Source organism: Micromonospora sp. WMMB235 (assembly GCF_001855515.1).
Lineage (GTDB): Bacteria > Actinomycetota > Actinomycetes > Mycobacteriales > Micromonosporaceae > Micromonospora > Micromonospora aurantiaca.
This window is the reverse complement of record NZ_MDRX01000001.1, coordinates 1,584,186-1,604,953: the sequence shown is the minus strand read 5'-3', so window position 1 is coordinate 1,604,953 and position 20,768 is coordinate 1,584,186. Positions and strand designations below refer to the sequence as shown.

Annotated in this window: 7 protein-coding genes (1 of these 7 only partly in view); 6 read left to right on the top strand and 1 reads right to left on the bottom strand. The window is 76.2% G+C overall.

What is annotated here, in order from left to right:
- The 6 genes in view from BFV98_RS06990 to BFV98_RS06965 are tightly spaced (each overlapping or abutting the next) and all read left to right on the top strand, a layout consistent with a single transcriptional unit that may run on beyond the window.
- Positions 1-1,381, top strand: partial view of a non-ribosomal peptide synthetase gene (locus BFV98_RS06990; protein WP_071095487.1) — the 3' portion only. The gene continues 983 nt to the left of window position 1, outside the view; the window shows 1,381 of its 2,364 coding nt (coding positions 984-2,364); its start codon lies beyond the left edge, outside the window; it ends in the stop codon at positions 1,379-1,381.
- Positions 1,378-3,027, top strand: coding sequence for a polyketide synthase (locus BFV98_RS06985; protein ID WP_071095486.1), 1,650 nt, complete (start codon positions 1,378-1,380; stop codon positions 3,025-3,027). Before BFV98_RS06990 ends, BFV98_RS06985 begins: the two co-directional genes overlap by 4 nt.
- Positions 3,024-6,536: a non-ribosomal peptide synthetase gene (locus BFV98_RS06980; protein WP_071095483.1), complete on the top strand. Its 3,513-nt coding sequence runs from the start codon at positions 3,024-3,026 to the stop codon at positions 6,534-6,536. The genes BFV98_RS06985 and BFV98_RS06980 overlap by 4 nt, the downstream gene beginning before the upstream one ends.
- Positions 6,533-8,848 (top strand): lantibiotic dehydratase, encoded by a 2,316-nt coding sequence (locus BFV98_RS06975; RefSeq protein WP_071095481.1) that lies wholly within the window; start codon positions 6,533-6,535, stop codon positions 8,846-8,848. Before BFV98_RS06980 ends, BFV98_RS06975 begins: the two co-directional genes overlap by 4 nt.
- Positions 8,845-13,182 (top strand): SDR family NAD(P)-dependent oxidoreductase, encoded by a 4,338-nt coding sequence (locus tag BFV98_RS06970; protein ID WP_071095479.1) that lies wholly within the window; start codon positions 8,845-8,847, stop codon positions 13,180-13,182. The genes BFV98_RS06975 and BFV98_RS06970 overlap by 4 nt, the downstream gene beginning before the upstream one ends.
- Positions 13,179-18,485: a non-ribosomal peptide synthetase/MFS transporter gene (locus BFV98_RS06965; RefSeq protein ID WP_071095477.1), complete on the top strand. Its 5,307-nt coding sequence runs from the start codon at positions 13,179-13,181 to the stop codon at positions 18,483-18,485. The genes BFV98_RS06970 and BFV98_RS06965 overlap by 4 nt, the downstream gene beginning before the upstream one ends.
- Here BFV98_RS06965 and BFV98_RS06960 read toward each other — a convergent pair.
- Entirely contained in the window at positions 18,453-20,768 is a 2,316-nt protein-coding gene (locus BFV98_RS06960) for a lantibiotic dehydratase (protein ID WP_071095475.1), read from the bottom strand. The genes BFV98_RS06965 and BFV98_RS06960 overlap by 33 nt on opposite strands.

Genomic DNA, 20,768 nt, shown 5'->3' with positions numbered 1-20,768 from the left:
CGGCGTCCGCAACCACGTGCGCAACTTCGCCGTCCGGCCGGACGACCGCACGAGCGTGCTCACCTCGTTCGGCTACGACATGGCCGTCACCGACACGTTCAGCGCGCTGCTGTCCGGCGCCGCCGCCGTCCCGGTCGACGTCCGCACGCACGGCCTCGGCCACCTCACCGGCGCGCTCGCCGACCGGGGCGTCACCGTCTACCACTCCACCCCGACCGTCTTCCGGTACGTGGTGGCGAGCCTCGGAGAGCACGGGCGGCTGCCGTCGGTCCGCGCGGTCGTCCTCGGCGGCGAGGAGGTCACCCGGCACGACGTGACGCTGGCCCGGCGGTCGTTCGCGCCGGGCGTGGTGTTCGTCAACGGGTACGGCACCACCGAGATCAGCTTCGCCGCGCAGCACCACCTGCCGCCGGACGCCGACCCGGGGCGCGCAGTCGTGCCGATCGGGCATCCGTTGCCGGGCGTCGAGGTGGTGCTGACCGACCCGGCCGGACGCCCGGCCTGCCTCACCGGCGAGGTGGTCGTGCGCACCCCGCACGTCGCGCTCGGATATCTGGGCCTGCCGGAGCTGACCGCGGCCCGGTTCACCGAGCAGGACGGGGTGCGCGCGTACCGGACCGGTGACATCGCGCGGCGGCTGCCCGACGGCATGCTCGTCTACCTGGGCCGCGGCGACCGGATGGTGAAGATCCGCGGCTACCGGGTGGAGCTGGGCGAGATCGAGGCCTGCCTGGCGGCGCTGCCGAGGGTGGCCCACGCGGCGGTGGTGGCGCGGCGGGGTGCGTCCGGCGCGGGCGAGCAGGAGATCGTCGCGTACGTGGTCGGCGCCGCCGGGACGGTCGTCGAGCCGGGAGCGCTGCGGGAACGGCTGGCCGCTGTGCTGCCGGACTTCATGGTGCCCCGGGCGGTGGTGGCGGTGCCGGAGTTGCCGATCGGCCCGACCGGCAAGCTCGACCAGGCCGCCCTGCCCGACCCGGACGCCGGCCGCCCGGACGTCGGAGGGCCGCACGCGGGGCAGCCGGCCGCCGGACGCCCGGCCGCCGGGGGACCGCCGGCCGGGCCGGTCGAGCAGACCATCGCCGCAGGCTGGTGCGCGGTGCTCGGACTGCCCGCAGTGGACCGCCTGGTGAACTTCTTCGAGGCGGGCGGGCACTCGCTCCAGCTCGCCCTGGTGCAGGGGTACCTGGAGGAACACCTCGGCCGCCGGGTGCCGCTGGCCCGGCTGGTGGAGTTCCCGACGGTGGCGGCGCTGGCCGCGTACCTGGAGACGGCCGGGGACGCTTCGGGCGTACCGGAGGACGGCCGGCTGACCGCGGTCGGACGCCGGATGGCCCGCCGCGCCGCCGCGCGGGCCGCCGGCGGCGGGGAGGGACGGGCGTGAGCGAGGACGACCGGATCGCGGTGGTGGGCCTGTCCTGCCGGGTACCCGGCGCGGACGACGCGCCGGCGCTGTGGCGCAACCTGCTGTCCGGGGTGGACTCGGTGCGCCGGACCCCGGCCGGCGAGGGCGCGCCGGGCGGACCGGACTGGGTACCGGCGTTCGGCCGGCTCGACGACCTGGAGGGTTTCGACGCGGACCTGTTCGGCTATCCCGCCGCGGCGGCGGCGCTGCTCGACCCGCAGCACCGGCTGTTCCTGGAGGTCGCCTGGCACGCCCTGGAGGACGCCGGGATCGACCCGGACCGCGACCCGGCCCAGATCGGCGTGTTCGCCGGATGCGCGCCCAACCGCTACCTGCACCACCACCTGCTCGGCAACCCCGCGCTGGCACCGGCGGCGGGCACGCTCGCCGAGGACTGGGACGACGCGCTGACCGGGTCCGGCTGCGACTACCTGCCGACGCGGACCGCGTTCGCGCTGGGGCTGTCCGGCCCGGCCGTGGCGGTCCAGACCGCCTGCTCGACCTCGCTCGTCGCGGTGTGCCAGGCCGGGCAGAGCCTGCTGGACTACCGCTGCGACGTGGCGATAGCGGGCGGCGCGGCGGTGGTGTCCACCCGGCAGGCCGGGTACCGGCTGCGGCCGGGCGGGCTGCTGGCCGCCGACGGGGTGTGCCGCCCGTACGACGCCGCCGCCACCGGGCAGGTGTTCGGCAACGGCGCCGGGGCGGTGGTGCTGAAGCGGCTCGCCGACGCCCGCGCCGACGGCGACCACGTGTACGCCGTGCTCGCCGGGTGGGCGGTGAACAACGACGGCGCCGACCGGCCCGGATTCACAGTGCCGGGCGTGTCCGGCCAGGCGGCGGTGATGGCGGAGGCGCTGGCGTCGGTCGGCTGGGACGCGGCCGACGTGGGCTACCTGGAGGGCCACGGCACCGGCACGCCGGTGGGCGACGCGATCGAGGTGGACGCGCTGGCCCGGGTACGCCGGAGCGCCCGCGCCCCGCTGCTGCTCGGCTCGGTGAAGGGCAACCTCGGCAACCTGGACGCCGCGGCGGGCGTGATCTCCCTGATCAAGGCCGTGTACGCGGTCCGCACCGGGCAGGTGCCGGGTACCGCGCACTTCACCGCCGCGCACGACGACATCGACCTGGCCGCCGCGGGCGCCGAGGTGGACGCGCAGACCCGGCCGTGGGCCGGGGAGCGGCGCGCAGGTGTCAGCTCGTTCGGTCTCGGCGGCACCAACGCGCACGTACTCGTCGAACCCGCGCCCGCGACGGACGAGCCGGACGCCGGGGCACCCGGCCCGGTGGTGCTGGGGCTGTCCGCAGGCAGCCCGGCGGCGCTGCGGGAACTGGCCCGTCGGCTGGCCGTCCGGCTGGCCGACGGCGACCTGGCGGTGGCCGACGTGGCGCACACGCTCGCGGTGGGACGGCGGCGGCTGGCGTACCGGGACGCGGTCGCCTGCGCCGACGCCGGGGAGGCGGTGGCCGGGCTGACCGCGCTCGCGGCCGGCGACCCGGTCGACGGCGACGAAGCAGTCCGCGCCTGGCGTGCCGGTGCCGACCTGCCCGTGCCGCCGGGGCGGCGGGTGCCGCTGCCCGGCTACCCGTTCCGGCGGACCCGGCACTGGATCGAGGCACGACGATGACCGGCCGCGACGATCAGCGCGACCAGCAGGTCGGCCCCGAGCTGCCCTACCCGCAGGTGTGCCTGCCCGACCTGGTCGCCGCGCACGCCCGGCGGCGTCCCGGCGCGCCGGCCGTGGTGCAGGGCGACCTGACGCTCAGCTACGCCGACCTGGCCGGCCGGGCCGCCGCGCTCGCCGCGTCGCTGCGGGACCACGGCATCGGCGCGGACGACCTCGTCGGCGTCTGCGTGGACCGCCGCCTGGACCTGGTGGTCGCGCTGCTCGGCGTGCAGGCCGCCGGCGCCGGGTACGTCCCGCTCGACCCGGCGCTGCCGCCCGGACGGTTGCGGGAGCTGGCCGCCGAGGCCCGGCTGCGCGTCGTCGTGGGTACGCCCGCCGCCGAGACGTTCACCGGCCGCACCGTGCTGGACGTCCCCGCCGCCACCGCGCCCTGGCAGCCGACCCCGGCGACGCTCGCCACCACGGCGTACGCGATGTTCACGTCCGGGTCGACCGGGCAGCCCAAGGGCGCGGTGATCGAGCACCGGGCGCTGACCGAGAAGGTCACCTCGATCGCCGAGTTCTCCGGGTTCGGCACGGCGACCCGGTGCCTGGCGTTCGCCTCGATCGGGTTCGACGCGTCGGTGGTCGACATGCTCGCCCCGCTCGCCGCCGGGGGCACAGTCGTGCTCGCCGGTGACGCCGAGCGGGCCGACCCGACCCGGCTCTACCGGATCTGCGCCGATCAGGCAGTCGACGTGGTGGTGCTGCCGCCGCCGATCCTGCCGCTGCTGGACCCGGACCGGCTTCCCGGCGTACGGCTGGTCATCACCGGCGGCGAGGCCACCGGCCCGGAACAGGTCGGCCGCTGGACCGCGGGTGGGCGCCGCTTCATCAGCGTGTACGGCCCGACCGAGGCGACGGTGCTGGTGACCTGGTTCGAGGGCAGCGGCGACTGGACGCGGCCCATCCCGATCGGCCGGCCCGCCGCCAACCACCGCATCCACCTGGTCGACGACGAGCTGCGCGAGGTCGGCCCGGGGGAGATCGGCGAGGTGCTCGCCGGTGGTCCGGGGCTCGGCCGCGGATACCTGTTCGACGCCGCCCGTACTGCGGAACGGTTCCTCCCGGACCCGTTCTCCGGCCGGCCGGGGGAGCGGCTCTACCGCACCGGTGACCTGGCCCGGTGGCTGCCGGACGGGAGCCTGGAGTTCCTCGGCCGGGCCGACCGGCAGGTGAAGATCCGCGGGCAGCGGATCGAACTGGGCGAGGTCGAGGCCGTGTTGCGCCGCCACCCGGACGTCGACCTGGCCAGCGTCCAGGTCCGCGCCGGCGTCGGCGGTCAGGAACTCGTCGCGTACGTGGCGACCGGCCTGGACGCTGCCGAGCTGCGCGACTACTGCGCCCGGCTGCTGCCGCCCGCCGCCGTACCGGCCCGGATGCACACGATGCCCGCGCTGCCCATCACCATCAACGGCAAGATCGACACCGAGCGGCTGGCCGAGCTCGACGTCGCCGGACCAGCTTCCGTGCCGTCCGGCGAGCCGCCCGCCACCGACACCGAACGCCTCGTCGCGCAGGCGTGGGCGGCGCTGCTGGACGTGTCCACTGTCGGCCGCGACGACGACTTCTTCCACCAGGGCGGGCACTCGATCACCGCGATGCGGCTGGTCGCGGACCTGCGCGAGCGGCTGGGCCGCGACCTCGCCATCGAGGACGTGCTGGTGGGGCGGACGCCACGCGGCATCGCCGCCCGCGCCGACGCCGCCGCCGGAACCGGCCCGGCCGACGCCGCCGTCAGGGGACGGCCACCGGCGCTGTCCCCGGCGCAGCAGCGGCTGTGGTTCCTCGACCGCTACTTCCCGGCCGCCGCGTCGGCGTACAACGTCGCGTTCGCCGAACGGATCACCGGCCCGCTCGACGTGGCGGCGCTCGCCACGGCACTCACCGCCGTCGCGGACCGTCAGCAGATCCTGCGCTGGCGCATCCCGGAGCGCGACGGCGTGCCGTACGCGGTCGCCGACCCGTCCACACCGGTGCCGCTGCCGGTACGTGACCTCGCCCCGGGCATGGACCTCGCCGGCCACCTCGCGGCGAGCGCCGCCACGCCGTTCGCGCTGGCCACCGACACGCTGTGGCGGGCCGAACTGATCCGCACCGGCGACGACGAGCACGTGCTGGCCGTCTACGCCCACCACGCCGTGTTCGACGGCTGGTCCCAGTCGCTGTTCTACGCCGACCTGGCCGCCGCCTACCGGGCCGCGCTCGGGGACGGGCCGCCGCTGCCGCCGCTGCCCGCCACGTACGGCGACTACGTGGCCTGGCGCGCCGACCGTGCCCGGCGCCGCGCCGCCGCCGACCTGGACTGGTGGCTGGACCACCTGACCGGGGCGCCTGTGGTGCTGCGACTCCCCGGGGGACGGGACCGGCCGGCCGAACAGACGTACACCAGCGCGACGGTGCGTACCCGGCTGGACCGGGCCGCCACCGCCGCGCTCACCGACCTCGCCGCCGGGCTCGGTGCGACCCCCGCCGCCGCCGTGCTCGCCGCGTTCGCGCTGGTGCTGGCCCGGCGCACCGGCCTACCCGACCTGGTGGTGGGCACCCCCACTGTGGACCGGCGCGCCGCCGACTTCGAGGCGATGGTCGGCTTCTTCATCGAGATCGCGCCGCTGCGGCTGCGGCAGACGCCCGGGGCCGGGTTCGCCGCGCACGTCCGCGCCGCCTGGGAGGAACTGCTCGCCGCGCTCGCCCACCCGGAGGCACCTGTCGAACGCATCGTCGGCGGCCTCGGGCTGGGCGGCCTGCTCGACCGCAGCCCACTGGTGCAGGTGCTGTTCAACATGTACACGTTCGACGAGCCCCGGCTGGACCTGGCCGGGCCGGCCGCCGAACCGGTGCCGGTGCCCGCGCCCGGCTCACCGTTCGACCTCACGCTCTACGGCATCACCCGGGACGGGCGGCTGCGCGTGGAGATCGTCTTCAACCCGGACGTCTACGGCGAGACGCTGATCAGCGACGTGCTCGCCGACGTCGAGCGGTTGCTGCGGGCCGGCGCCGCCGACCCGGAGCGGCCGGTGGCCGAGCTGCCCGCCTGGACGGCCGTCCCGGCCGGAACGGCCGACGGCGTGCCCCGGGCCGCCCGGGTGAACCGGACCGGAGGCCGCGCCGGGGTGCCCGCCGCCCGCCCGGCCACCGCCACCGAGCGGCGGATCGCCGCGGTCTGGTGCGACGTGCTCGGCGTACCGGAGGTGGCCGCGACTGACAGCTTCTTCGACGTCGGCGGCGGCTCGCTCGCGGTCGCGGTCGTGCAACGGCAGCTCAACCGGCTGCTCGGCACGAACCTGCGGGTCGTGGACCTGTTCCACCACCCGACCGTCCGCGCGCTCGCCGCGCACCTGGACAGCCTCGGTGCGGCGTCGTCCGGCGAGGACGCCGAGGACGAGGCGGTGGAACGGGCGGCACGCCGGGGCGCGCTGCGCCGCCAGCGGGTCCAGCGCCGCCCGGTGGTGGAGGAGGAGCCGCGGTGACGTACCTGGTCCCCCTCGGCGACACCGGCTGGTCGGTGTGGCGGGACGTGCTGCTGCGCAGCGCCGGGTTCCCCGCCGACGGACTGGACCGGTTCGCCGCGCCGGACTGCGCCGACGCCGCCGACCGGCACCTGAACGGTGACCTGGATGAGACGGCGTTCACGGCCGCGTACGCCACCGCCGTCCGGGCGTCGTCGGCGGCGCTGTGCGGGATCGCCGCCGACCCGCTGTTCCGCGAGGCCGTCGCCTGGCAGAACCCGGAGGCGCTGGTGGCGCTGGACGGGCTGCTCCGCGACGGACCGGACGCACCCCGCAACGTCCGCCGCCGGGGCCGGGAGAACGTCGTCGCCGGGTACTGGCAGCGCTACGTCGCCAAGTGCGAGACCATCGGCTTCTTCGGGCCGGTGTGCTGGGGCGCCGTGGCACCGGGTGCGCCCGGTGTCACCGCCGTGCCCGGCCCCGGGCTGCTCCGTCACCGCGCCGTCCACCTCGAACACTGGGCGCTCGCCGCGTACGCGGACCGGCTGGCCGCCGACCCGCAGGTCCGGCAGTGGCTGGCACCGGTCCGGGCGCCGCACGTCCACCTGGAGGGCCGGGTCGTGCACCGGCCCGCCCAGCGCCCGGAACCGGTGTCGCTGAGCGAGTCGATCGCGCTGTGCCGGTGCGACGGCGCCCGCCCGGCCCGGGACGTCGTCGACGACCTCGTGCGTGACGGGCAGACCGGCGTACGCCGCGCCGAGGAGGGGTTCCTGCTGCTCGCGCAGCTCGTCGAGCGAGGGCTGCTGCGCTGGGACTTCGACCTGCCGCAGGGCTTCGCCGCGCAGGGCCACCTGCGGGAGCGGATCGCGGCGATCGGTGACCGGGAGTGCCGCACGCGGGCGCTGGACGGGCTGGACCGGCTGGCCGCCGCCCGGACCCGGGTCGCCGACGCCGCCGGTGACCCGGCCGCGCTCACCGGCGCGCTGTCCGCGCTGGACGCCGAGTTCACCGCGCTCACCGGGCTGCCGCCGCGCCGCCGGGCCGGGCAGAACTACGCCGGGCGGGCGCTGTGCCACGAGGAGACCGCACGCGACGTGGACCTCACGGTCGGCGGCGGCCTGCTCGACTCCCTGGCCCCGGCGCTGGACCTGCCGCTGCGGGCGGCACGCTGGCTCACCGCCGAACTGGCCACCGCGTACGGCGACGCGCTGCGCGACCTGTACGACGACCTCGGCGGCGACGGACCGGTCCGGCTCGGCGACCTGTGGTTCGTCGCGCAGGGGCCGCTGTTCGGGCCCGGCGACCGGCCCGTGGACCGGGTCGCGGCCGAGTTCGCCGCCCGCTGGGAACGGGTGCTCGGACTGGCCGGACTGCCCGAGGGAACGGCCCGGGTGGAGTTCGGCGCGGCCGAGCTGGCGCCCCTGGTGGCCGACCGCTTCCCGGCGACCCGCCCCGGCTGGAGCGCGGGCCGGGTACACAGCCCCGACCTGCAACTGTTCGCCGAGTCACCCGAGGCGCTGGCCGCCGGCGAGTTCGGGGCGGTGCTCGGCGAGCTGCACGCCGCGTACGCCACGTTCAACGCCGAGCTGTTCACCCACTGTCACCCCGACGTGGACCGGCTGCGGCGCGCGTACGCGGCCGACCTGGGCCCCGGACGGCTGCGTCCGCTCTACCCGGTCGACTTCCCCCGCGTGGGCGGACGGTTGTCCGCGTCCCTGCACGGGCCGGACGACCACCGGCTCGCGTTCGCCGACGCGCCCGGCGCGCCGCGCGACCGGCTCGTGCCGGCGAACGCGGCGATCGTGTCCGAGGTGGACGGGGTCCTGGTGGCGACCGGCCCGGACGGCACGCGCTGGCCGCTGGTCGAGGTGTTCTCCGACCTGATCGCGGTGCACGCCGGTGACGCGTTCAAGCTGATGACCGACCGCCCGCACAGCCCCCGGGTGACAGTCGACCGGCTGGTGCTGGCCCGGGAGACCTGGCGCACCACTGTCGGGGCGACCGGCCTGGCCGACGCCGTAGACCAGGCGCGGCGCTACCTCGCGGTACGCCGCTGGCGGGCCACGCTGGGCCTGCCGGAACGGGTCTTCGTCCGGGTGGCCACCGAACTCAAGCCCACCTACGTGGACCTGACCAGCCCGCTCTACGCCAACCGGCTCTGCCTGCTGCTGCGCGCCGCCCGGCGGGCCGGCGGCGACGACGTGGCGGTGACCGTGTCGGAGCTGCTGCCCGCGCTCGGGCAGGCGTGGCTGCCCGACCGCGCGGGCCGCCGCTACGTCAGCGAACTGCGCCTGCACATCAGCGATTCGGCCGAGCCGGAGGTCATGGCGTGAACGAGACAGTGGAGCCGATCGCGATCGTCGGGCTCAGCCTGCGCGTGCCGGGGGCGGCGTCGGCGGAGGAGTTCTGGCGCAACCTGGTCGTCGGCGCCGAGTCGCTCACCCGGTTCACCCACGCGGAGCTGCTGGCCCGGGGCGTCCCGGCGGAGCAGCTCGACGACCCGGCGTACGTGCCGGTGGCCGCCGTGCTCGACGGCGTGGACCGGTTCGACGCGGAGCTGTTCGGAATGAGCCCCCGCGACGCGGAGCTGACCGACCCGCAGCAGCGGCTGTTCCTGGAACACGCGCACGCCGCGCTCACCGACGCGGGCTGCGACCCGGCCCGCTACGACGGCGAGATCGGCGTGTACGCGGGCGGCAACGCCGACCTGTACCAATGGCTGAACGTCCGGCGGAACCCGCGGGCGCTCGCGGACGCCGGTGAGCTGCGCGTGTCGCTCGGCAACAAGCCGGACTACCTGGCCAGCACCGTCGCGTTCCGGCTCGGCCTGCGCGGCCCGGCGATGACGGTGCAGACCGCCTGCTCGTCGTCGCTCGTCGCGGTGCACCTGGCCGCCGAGGCGCTGCGCAGCGGCGAGTGCGACACGGCGCTCGCCGGCGGCGTGTGCGTGGAACTGCCGCACGGCGTCGGGTACGTCGCCGACGAGGGCTACACCTCCGCCGACGGGCACTGCCGCCCGTTCGACGCGGACGCCGACGGCACCGTCTACGGCAGCGGCGTCGGCGTGGTCGTGCTCAAGCGGCTCTCCGACGCGCTCGCCGACGGCGACGACATCAGGGCGCTGGTCATCGGCAACGCGGTGAACAACGACGGCTCGGCCAAGGCGAGCTTCACCGCGCCGAGCGTCACCGGTCAGGTGGAGGTGGTCACGCAGGCGCTCGCGGTCGCCGGCGTCGCCCCGCGTTCGGTGGGGTACGTCGAGGCGCACGGCACCGGCACCGTCCTCGGCGACTCGATCGAGCTGGCGGCGCTGAGCACGGCGTACGGGCGGCGCACCGCCGAGCGCGGCTGGTGCGGCGTCGGCTCCACGAAGGCCAACATCGGTCACCTCAGCGCGGCCGGCGGCGTGATCGGCCTGATCAAGACCGTGCTGTCGATGCGGCACCGGCTCATCCCGCCCACAGTCAACCACGACCGGCCGCACCCCGACATCGACATCGAGGCGAGCCCGTTCTACGTGGTGTCCACGCTGACCAAGTGGGAGCCCGAGGACCAGCGACCGCTGCGTGCCGGCGTCAGCTCGCTCGGCCTCGGCGGCACCAACGCGCACCTGGTGCTCCAGGAGGCGCCGCCGCGCGTACCCCCGGAGCCGGATCACGGCGGCGGCGAACTGCTCCAGGTGTCCGCCGCGACCCCCGACGCGCTGGCCGCTGCCTGTGCCCGGCTGGCCGAGCGGCTCACCGGCGCGCCCGATGTGGAGCTGCGCGACGTGGCGTACACGCTGCGGGAGGGCCGGCCGGCGCACCGGCACCGGGCCGCCGTCGTCGCCGTGGACCGGGGCCGGGCGGCAGCGGCGCTCACCGACCCGAAACGCCGCGCCACCGGGGACGCCGCCGCGCCGCCCCGGGTGGGCCTGCTCCTGCCCGGCCAGGGCGCGCAGCACCCCGCCATGGGCGCGCACCTGGCCGCTACCGAGCCGGTGTTCGCCGCCGCCGTGGACGAGTGCGCCGCGATCCTCGGCTGGGACGCGAACGAGATGATCTTCGACGCCGGACCCGGTGCGGACGAACGGCTGGCCGGACCGGCGGTGGCGCAGCCCGCGCTGTTCGCCGTCGAGTACGCGCTGGCGACGTTGTGGCGGCACTGGGGTGTCACGCCCGCCGCGATGATCGGCCACTCCGTCGGCGAACTGGTCGCCGCGACCGTCGCCGGGGTGTTCGACCTGCCGGACGCGCTGCGGCTCGCCGCCGCCCGGGGCCGCCTCGTGCAGGCCGCGCCGGAGGGCCGGATGCTCGCCGTGCAGCGCGGCGCCGACGAGATCGCGGCGCTGCTGCCCGACGGTGTCGCGGTGGCGATCAGCAACGGCCCGCACACCTGCGTGCTGGGCGGCGCGCCGGAACCGGTCGCCGCCGCCGAGGTCCTCCTGCGCGAACGCGGCATCGGCTGCACGCCGCTGCGGTCGCCGTACGCGATGCACGTGCCGCTGCTGGCGGCGGTGCGCGACGAGTTCGCGGCGCTCGTGGCGGCGGTGCCGCGCCGGGCGCCGGACCTGCCGGTGTTCTCGGCCGCGACCGCCGCGCCGTTCACCGACGAGCAGATCACCGACCCGGCGTACTGGGCCGACCAGCTCTGCCGGCCGGTGCGGTTCGGCGCCACAGTGGCCGCGCTCGCCGCGACCGGCGCCGCCGACGACTGGCTGCTGCTGGAGTGCGGTCCCGGCCGGCAGCTCGCCGGTCTGGCCCGGCTCAGCCTGCCGGCGGGGGCCCGGGCGCCGCTGCGCACGCTGCCCGCGCCGGGGGAGCGGCTGACCGACAGGCAGACCGCGTACGAGGCGGCCGGTCGCCTGTGGTCGGCCGGGGTGCCGGTGCGGCTGCCCGCCTCCGGCACGCCGCGCCGGGTGCCGCTGCCCGGCTACCCGTACCAGCGCGCCCGGTACTGGATCGACCCGGAACCGGTGGCCGCGCCCGCCGAACCGGCCATCGACGAGCGGTACGACGACGGCGTGGCCGAGGTGCCGGTCTGGCGCCAACTGCCCGACCTCGCGCCCGTCGAGGCGCCCGGGCCGCTGCTGCTGTTCGCCGCCGGTGAGCGCGGCACGGCGCTCGCGGACCGGCTGCGCGAGCGCGGCGCGGACGTCACGGTGGTACGTCCCGGACCGGCCTTCGCGGTCCGCCCGGACGGCTACCGGCTGCGCCCGGCCAGCGTCGCCGACCACCAGCGCCTGCTCGACGAGTGCGCCGACGACGGCCGGGCCGCCCGGATCGTGCACGCGTGGGCGCTCGACGGCGACCCGGCCGGCCCGGACGCCGACGCCGTGGCGGCGGCCCAGGAACACGGGTACCTCGCGCTGCTGACCCTGGTGGAGGCGCTGCCGGCCGCCGACGTGACGCTGGACGTGGTGACCGCCGGGACGGCCGACGTGACCGGCGCCGACCTGCTCCGCCCCGAACACGCCACAGTCGCCGGGGTGGTGCGCTCGGTGCCGCTGGAACGTCAGGGACTGCGCTGCCACTGGGTGGACGCCGACCCGGCCGAGCCGGGCGCGGACGCGCTGGCGGACGAGCTGCTCGGCGCCGAGCGGGCCGAGGCGGTCGCGCTGCGGCTGGGCGGGCGCCGCTGGACGCGCGGGTTCGCGGCGGCACCGGCGCGCCGGCGTACCGGGCCGGCAGTGCGCGACGGCGGGCGCTACCTGATCACCGGCGGGCTGGGCCGGATCGGCGGGGCGTTCGCCGCCGAACTGGCCCGCCGGGGTGCCCGGCTGGTGCTGGTCGGCCGGACCGCCCGGCCGGACCTGGTCGAGGCGCTGGAACGGGCCGGGGCGCAGGTCCGCCACGTGCGCGCCGACGTGACAGATGTGGACGCGCTGCGGGCGGTACGCGCCGACATCGAGGACGACCTCGGCGGGCTCGACGGCATCGTGCACGCCGCGCGGCTGCCCGACACCGGGCTGTCCACCGGGTCGCGGCCGGCCGAGGCGACAGCCGAACTGCTGCCGAAGGTCACCGGCACGCTGGCGCTGCGCGCGGTCTTCGGCGATATGCCGCTCGACTTCGTGCTGCTCAGCTCCTCGGTGACCGCGCTCGCCGGTGGCCTGGGCCGCGCCGACGACACGGCCGCCAACGCGTTCCTCGACGCGTACGCGCGCAGCCCGCACGGCTGGCGGTCGCCGGTGCTGTCGGTGGCCTGGGGCGCGTGGCGGGAGGAGGGCGTACCCGACCACGACGGGCTGGCCCCGGACGCGGCGGTGCGCGCGGCCTGCCGGGTCCTCGCCGAGGGACGGACCGGCTCGGTGGCGATCGGCGCCTACACGGTGGAGGCGGTCGCCGGGCACGAGCGGCGGCTCGCCGCGACCACGGCGGCCACCGCCTCGACGGTGACCGCCGCCGACGGCGACCTGCAGGACACCGTCGCCCGGATCTGGCGTGACGTGCTGGGCGTGACCGAGGTCGGCCCGCACGACGACTTCTTCCGGCTCGGCGGCACCTCGCTCGTGGCCGCGCAGCTGGTGCTGCGCATCCGGCAGGCGGTGGGCGCCCGGCTGTCCATGCGGGTGCTGTTCGACGCGCCCACCGTCGCGGCGATGGCCGCCCGGATCGAGTCGCTGCGCGCCGCCCCACCGGCCGAGGCGCCCATCCCGCGCTTGCGCCGACCGGGACGGCCGGGATGACCGAGTCACGCCACGACGTCACGCCGGTGGACGACGTCTACACCGTTCCCGCCTCGTACGCCCAGGAGCGGGTCTGGTTCACCGCCCAGCTCAGCCCCGGGCAACCGCTGTTCACGATGACCGACGCGGTCACCCTGCCGACGGGCACCGGGCCGGAGCAGGCGCTCGCCGCGCTGCGGACGGTCACCGACCGGCACGAGGCCATGCGCACCGCGCTGCGCCTGCACGACGGACGGCTCTACCAGGACATCCACCCCACGGTCCCGGTGGAGTTGCCGGTCACCGACCTGTCCGCGCTGCCCGGGCCGGAGCGGGACGCCGCCCGCGCCCGGATCGTCGCCGAGTACGCCCGCCTCGACCTGCCGATGGACGCGGCCCCGCTGTGGCGGGCCCGGCTGCTGCGGCTCGACCCGGACACCTGGTGGCTGCTGTTCGCCGGGCACCACGTCATCCTCGACGGCACGTCCCTGCTGCACCTGCGCGCCGAGCTGACCGAGCTGTGCGCCGCCGCCGTCGCGGGCCGCGCGCCGGACCTGCCCGAGCTGCCGATCCAGTACGCCGACTACGCGGCCTGGGAACGCGACCGCCTCGACGGCCCCCGGTGGGACGAGCTGCGCGACCACTGGCGGGAGGCGCTGACCGGCCTGCCCGCCGTGCACGCGCTGACCACCGACCGGCCGCGCCCGGCGACGCTCACGTTCGACGGCGCCGACGTCCGCCGGACGCTGCCCGGGCCCGTGACGGCGGCGCTGCCGGAGCTGTCCCAGCAGGCCGCCGCGACCCCGTTCATGGTGCAGCTCGCCGCCTACGTGGCGCTGCTGCACCGGCTGTCCGGAAGCGACGACGTGGTGGTCGGCATGCCGGTGGCCGGCCGCGACCGGGCCGAGCTGGAACCGCTGCTCGGCATGTTCATGAACATGCTGGTGCTGCGCGTCGACGTGTCGGGCGACCCACCGTTCCTGACGCTCGTGCGCCGGGTCCGCCGGGTCGTGCTCGACGCCTGGGACCACCAGGACATGCCGTTCCAGAAGCTCGTCGAGGAGCTGGCGGTACGACGCGACCCGGGCGTGCCGCCGCTCTACCAGCTCACGTTCCACCACCTGCCTACCGGCCGGGGTGAGGCGTTCGGCGGCGCCATGGACGACCTGTCGCTGGAGATCGCCGGGGACGAGCTGCGGCTGGAGTACCGCACCGCGCTGTTCGAGCGCGCCGCGATGGAGGCGTTCGCGGACCGCTACCTGCTGCTGTTCGCCGCCGCCGTGGCCGCGCCCCGGACCCGGGTCAGCGCGCTGCCGGTCATGCCGGACGCCGAGCACGCGGCGGTCGTGACCGGCTGGAACGCCACCGCCGCCCCGGTGCGCCGGACCACGCTGGCGGAGCTGTTCGACGCCCAGGCCCGCCGTACGCCGGACGCGGTCGCGCTGGTCGACGGCGACACCCGGATGACGTACGCGCAACTGTCCGACGCCGCCGAGCAGGTGGCGCGACGGCTGGTCGCGCACGGCGTGGGACCGGAGTCGGTGGTCGCGATCCACGAGCCCCGCTCCCGCCGCCTGATCGCAGGGCTGCTCGGCATCCACCGGGCCGGTGCGGCGTACCTGCCGCTGGACCCGGACCACCCGCCGCAGCGGCTGGCCTTCATGCTCGCCGACGCCGGCGCCGGGGTGCTGCTGGCCGACGAGCTGCCGGACGGGCTGACCGTCCCGGGCACAGTGCTGCCGCTGACCGCGCCGGACCGGCCGCGCACCGCTGGGGGCACTGCCGCCGGACCGGGGAACGCGGCGTACGTGATCTACACGTCGGGCTCCACCGGGCGGCCGAAGGGCGTGGTCAACGAGCACGCCGCGATCGTCAACCGGCTCGACTGGATGCAGGACGCCTTCGCGCTCGGACCGGACGACGCGGTACTGCACAAGACGCCGATCGGCTTCGACGTGTCGGTGTGGGAGGTGTTCTGGCCGCTGCTCGTGGGCGCGCGGCTGGTGCTGGCCGCGCCGGGCGGGCACCGCGACCCGGCGTACCTACGGGCGCTGATCGAACGGGAGCGGATCACCACAGTCCACTTCGTGCCGTCGATGCTCGACGCGTTCCTGTCCACCGCTGGCCCGGCCGACCCGGGCCGCTGCGGGTCGCTGCGGCGGATCGTGTGCAGCGGCGAGGAACTGCCCGCCGACCTGGCCCGCCGCGCCGTGGCCGCGATCCCGTCGGCGGCGCTGCACAACCTGTACGGACCCACCGAGGCGGCGATCGACGTCACCGCCTGGGCGGCCACCCCCGACGCGCTGACCGGCGTGACCCGGGTGCCGATCGGCGGGCCGATCCGCAACGTCCGCACCTACGTCCTCGACGAGGCGATGCGCCCGGTCCCGGCCGGCGTGGCCGGGCAGCTGCACCTCGGCGGCGTGCAGGTGGCCCGCGGCTACCTGAACCGCCCCGGACTCACCGCCGCCTCGTTCGTTCCCGACCCGTTCGGCGAGCCCGGCGGCCGGCTGTACGCCACCGGCGACCTGGCCCGCTGGCGTACCGACGGGACGCTGGAGTTCCTCGGCCGCATCGACGACCAGGTGAAACTGCGGGGCCTGCGGATCGAGCTGGGGGAGATCGCCGCGGTGCTGCGCGAACAGCCGGGCGTCGGCTCCGCCGCCGTCGTCGTACGCGGCGCCACGCCCGCCGAGCAGCGTCTCGTGGCGTACCTGACGGGGGAGGCCCCGGACCCGGCGGAGCTGCGGGCGGCGCTGAAGCGGCGGCTGCCCGAGTACATGGTGCCGTCGGCGTTCGTCACGCTCGACGCGCTGCCGCTGTCCGCGAACGGCAAACTCGACACCGCCGCGCTGCCCGCACCCTCGTCCGGCGTCGCCCCCGCGCAGCGCCGTCCCCCGGTGACCCCGGTCGAGCAGACCGTCGCCGCCACCTGGCGCGACGTACTGGGCGTGCCCGAGGTCGGCCTGGACGACGACTTCTTCGAGCTGGGCGGTCACTCGCTGCTGGCGATCCGGATGCTGGCGCTGCTGCGCGAGGCGTACGGGCAGGTCGACGTCGGCGTGATGGACGTGTTCGCGCACCCGACGGTGCAGGGGCTGGCCGCGCTGATCGACGCCCCGGCGGACCAGGAACGGCAGCGTCCGCTGCTGTACGAGCTGACCCGGCCGGTCCCGGCGGCCCAGCGGGTGCGCTCGTACGTGTGCGTGCCGTACGGCGGCGGGCTCGCCAGCATCTACCAGCCGCTCGCGGACGCGCTGCCGACCGGGCACACGCTGTTCTCCGTGGCGATCCCCGGCCACGACGTCGGCGTCCGCGACACCGAGCTGCCCTTCGACGAGCTGGTCGAGCGGTGCGTGACCGAGATCCAGGAGCGGGTGGACGGCCCGCTGGTCCTGTACGGCCACTGCGTCGGCGGCGCGCTGCTGACCGGCATCGCCCGGCGGCTGCACGAGCGGGGACGCCCGATCGAGGCGATCTACGCCGGTGGCGTGTTCCCGACCGCCCGGCCGGACAACATGCTCGGCCGGCTCGTCGACTGGGCCGACTCCCGGGGCGCGGACCGGCGGTACGAGACGTTCCTGCGCTCGATCGGCGCGGAACTGGCCGACCTGGACCAGGCGCAGGTCGACCGGTTCGTCCACCACGTACGCCGGGAGGCCGCCGAGGCGCAGGAGCGGTTCACCGAGTGGCTGGACGGCGAGCCGGTCCGGGTGCCCGCACCGGTGATCTCCGTCGTCGGCACCCACGACGTGCTCACCGAGTACTACGAGGAGCGGTACCGCGAGTGGAGCTTCCTCGGCGAGTCCACAGCGCTCGTGGTGCTGGACGAGGCCGGGCACTACTTCGTCAAGCAGCGGGCCGAGGCGCTCGCCGAGGTGCTCACCCGTACCCATCCCCGGCTCGCCGAGCCGTCCGCCGCGCCGCGACAGCTCGCCGGTAACGGCTGGGCACTGGCGGCCACCAGCACCGATCCGGTCACCGCCGAGACCGGCGTGCAACCGGGCGTACGCCGGTTCCTGGCGATCACCGCCAGCCAGCTCATCTCGTCGACCGGCTCGGCGCTGACCCAGTGGGCGGTGCCGGTCTGGGTCTACCTGGAGACCGGGTCGATGCTGTGGTTCGGCCTGTCCGGGGTGATCGCCTACCTGCCGGCGCTGCTGGCGCTGCCGGTCGCCGGCGCGGTCGCGGACCGGTTCGACAGGCGCCGCGTGCTGCTGGCCGCGTGCGCGACGGCGGTGACAGCGGAGGCGCTGCTGGCGCTGCTGCTCTGGACCGACCGGCTGGGACTGGCGGCCGTCTACACGCTCGTGTGCGTGCTCGGCGCGGCGTCGGTGTTCCAACGCATCACCTACCTGGCCGCGATCCCGCAGGTGGTGCCGAAGCGCTACCTGGGGCACGCCAACGGCATCGCGCAGCTCGCGGTCGGGCTCAGCTCGCTCGCGGTGCCGCTGCTGGCGGCGGGCCTGCTCGCCGCGATCGGCCTGGCCGGCGTCCTGGTCATCGACATCGTCAGCTACGTGGTGGCGATCGGTGTGCTGGCCGCGGTGCGGTTCCCCGACCTGCTCGGCCGGCGCCGCAAGGAGCCGTTCCTGGCCGAGCTGATCGGCGGGGCGCGGATGACGTGGGCCGAGCCGGGCTTCCGGGCCATGCTGGGCTTCTTCTCGCTCTACAACCTGTGCCTGGCGAGCCTGCTGCTGGTGCCGCCGATGGTGCTCGCGTTCGGCACGATGGGCCAGGTCGGCACCGTGGCGTTCGCCGAGGCGCTCGGCGCCGTCCTCGGTGGACTCGCCATCGCGGTGTGGGGCGGCCCGACCCGGCGCCGGATGCCCGCGCTGATCGCCATCGCGTTCGGCGTGGCGGTCAGCCTGGTGCTCAGCGGCGTTCGCCCGAGCCTGCTGCTGGTGGCGCTCGGCAGCTTCGGCGTGGGGCTGGGCCTGGGCCTGCACAACGGCATCTACCTGTCGATCATCCAGGTGAAGGTGCCGCAGCGGTTCCACGGCCGGGTGCTGGCGATCATCCAGACGCTGACCTGGGCGACGCTGCCGCTGGGCTTCGCCGTGCTGGTGCCGCTGAGCGGGTCGCTGCTGGAACCGATGTTCGCCCCCGGCGGCGCGCTGGCCGGCAGCGTCGGCGCGTTGATCGGAACCGGCCCCGGCCGGGGACTCGGGTTCGCGTTCGTGGTGTCCGGGCTGGCCCTGGCCGTGGTGGCGCTCGGCGCCTACGGCGTACGCCGGCTGCGCCTGTTCGACACCGAGACCCCCGACGCGCCGGCGGACGCCACCGAGTGGCTACCGCACCTGCGCCGGGTCGACGATCTGTAGCCGCAGTTCCGAGGCGTACGCCCGGCCGGCCCCGTCGGTCAGCCAGGCGTCGTCCGGGCCGGGCAGCAGCTCGGTGACTGTGAGCCCGACGCCGTCGCCGCCCTTGGTGTGCGCGCCGCGCAGCAGCGTGCACAGCAGCCGGGTGTAGACGCCGCTGGTCAGGTCCACGTAGCTGGGTTTGAGTTCGGTGTCGACCCGCACGAAGATCCGCTCGGGCAGGCCGAGCGCGAGCCGCCAGCGCCGTACCGCGAGGTAGCGTTCCCGCTCGCCCTTGACCGTGTGCAGGCCGGTCTCGCCCACAGTGGTGCGCCACGTCTCGCGGACCAGCACCAGGTCGTCGACTGTGACGCGCGGCGTGCGCCCGGCGTTGCCGGCCAGCTTCCACGTGTCGAACACCTGGTAGTCGAACAGCGGCGCGAACACCTCCAGCAGCGGCCACCGCCGCCCGTCGTCGGCGTGCGCGGTCAGTGTGCCGTCGTCGTCCGGCCGCACGGTCAGGGTGGTGATCGGCACGAGGCGGTCCGGGTCGGCGCCGGGAGCGCTGACGAACCCGAGCTGGGCGTCGCCGGGCCCGTGCAGCCACTCCGCGATCCGGGCGGTGTGCCGGGGCCAGTCCACCGGCGGCAGCAGCCGGACCCGGCCGCCGGGCAGGTCGGCGCGCATCCCGTCGCGCAGCCGCTGCGGGTCCGGGTGCCCGTACGCGAAGAAGTGCGTGTCGAACGCCGCCAGGGCCACGTGCAGCTCGCCGAGCACGACTGTGAAGTCCCCGCGCAGCAGCGCCGCCTCGTCCGGGGCGCACACGTGCACGTCCGGGCTGTGGATGCGGGCGGCGGCCCAGCCGGGCGCGTCGGCGGGGAACGCGGCGGCGACCCGCTCGGTCAGCGCGGCGGCGTCGAACCGCAGCTCCCGGGCGTCCGCGTCGGCGTCGGCCAGGCCCAGCACCGTCGCCCACCGGTCCAGGAACCCGGCGGTGACGGCGGCGGCGGGCGGATCCGCCCCGAACACCACCGCCTGCGCCAGGAACCACAGGTCGGCCACCGGCACGTCGTCGGTGGCCGACTCCGCCGCGAGGTCGCGGTACAGGGCGGCCAGCGCGTCGGCGTACGCCTGCCCGATCGCCGCGGTCAGCCACCGCGCCGACAGCAGCAGCGGTTCCAGCGGCGCGAGCCGTTCCAGCAGCGCGTCACCGAAGCGGACGTCCAGGTCGCGGACCGTCTCCAGGTGGCACAGCGTGCGCCCGGCGTACACCTCGCCGGGCTGCTGCCGCGCGGCCCGGCCGGTCAGTTCCACGAACCGCCGGTCCAACGCGGACATCGCCGCGGCCAGCGCGTCCGGGCCGTCGGCGGCGGCCACCGCGTCGCGCAGGTCGCTCACCGTCGCGAGGTCGCCGAGCACCCGCTCGCGGACCGTGTCGTCGCCGATCGCGGCGAGCTGATCGCGCAACGCGTCCTCGGCGGTGAGGTCGACCGGCAGGTCGAAGCCGATCCGCAGCACGCCGCGCCCGGCCAGGTCGTCGAGCTGCGCGTGTACGTCAGCGGCCCGGCGGAAACCGCTCGCCGGGTCCGCGAGCAGCGCGGCGACCAGGTCGGCCACGCGCGGTCCGCGCCGCACCAGCGCGAGCAGCCCGGCGGTCGCCGCCGGGAGTGTCTGCGGTGGATGGTGCGGATGCCGCAGCACGCGGTCGCGCAGGCTCAGGTGCGGGGCGAGCCGCACCGGCAGCCAGTCCCGCACGCCGGGCACCCGGGCGAAGGCCTCCGCGAGCGCGTCCAGGCCCCACCGCTCCAGGAACACCTTCCGGGTACGCGTCAGCGCCGCGCCGGGACGCACCGTCGCGACCGGACCGCTGCCGCCCAGCTCGGTCCAGCAGATCGGGCCGAAAAAGCCCACCGTGTCGTTCTTCAGGCAGTACCGCTGCCAGTACTTCGCGACGACCTCCTCCCGGTGCCGCCGGCGCAGATTGCGCGGGGCGTGCGGGCCGTCGCGCCGGATCGCGTCGACGGCGAGCAGGACCGCCGGGTTCTGCCAGGTCAGCGCCGTACGGAAGGCGTCGTCGCAGGCGATGTCGTAGACCGCCTGCCCGAGGTCGGCCGCGGCGGCGTCGAACGCCGCAGCGAACTCCGCGGCGTCGCCGTCCCCGCGCAGGTGCCGGTCGGCCGCCTCCGCGAGCGCCGGAGCGGCGAACCGGCTCATCCCGTCGGCCGGAAAACCGGCCGACCGGAGCAACGCGGAACGCCATACGTGCCAACGGGTTCCGGGCAGGGACGTGAGATGCTCTCGGGGCAT

Coding starts and splice junctions, on each gene's coding strand:
- BFV98_RS06980 (WP_071095483.1), top strand. CDS start 3,024: ATGACCGGCCGCGACGATCAGCGCGACCAGCAGGTCGGCCCCGAGCTG.
- BFV98_RS06960 (WP_071095475.1), bottom strand. CDS start 20,768: ATGCCCCGAGAGCATCTCACGTCCCTGCCCGGAACCCGTTGGCACGTA.
- BFV98_RS06965 (WP_071095477.1), top strand. CDS start 13,179: ATGACCGAGTCACGCCACGACGTCACGCCGGTGGACGACGTCTACACC.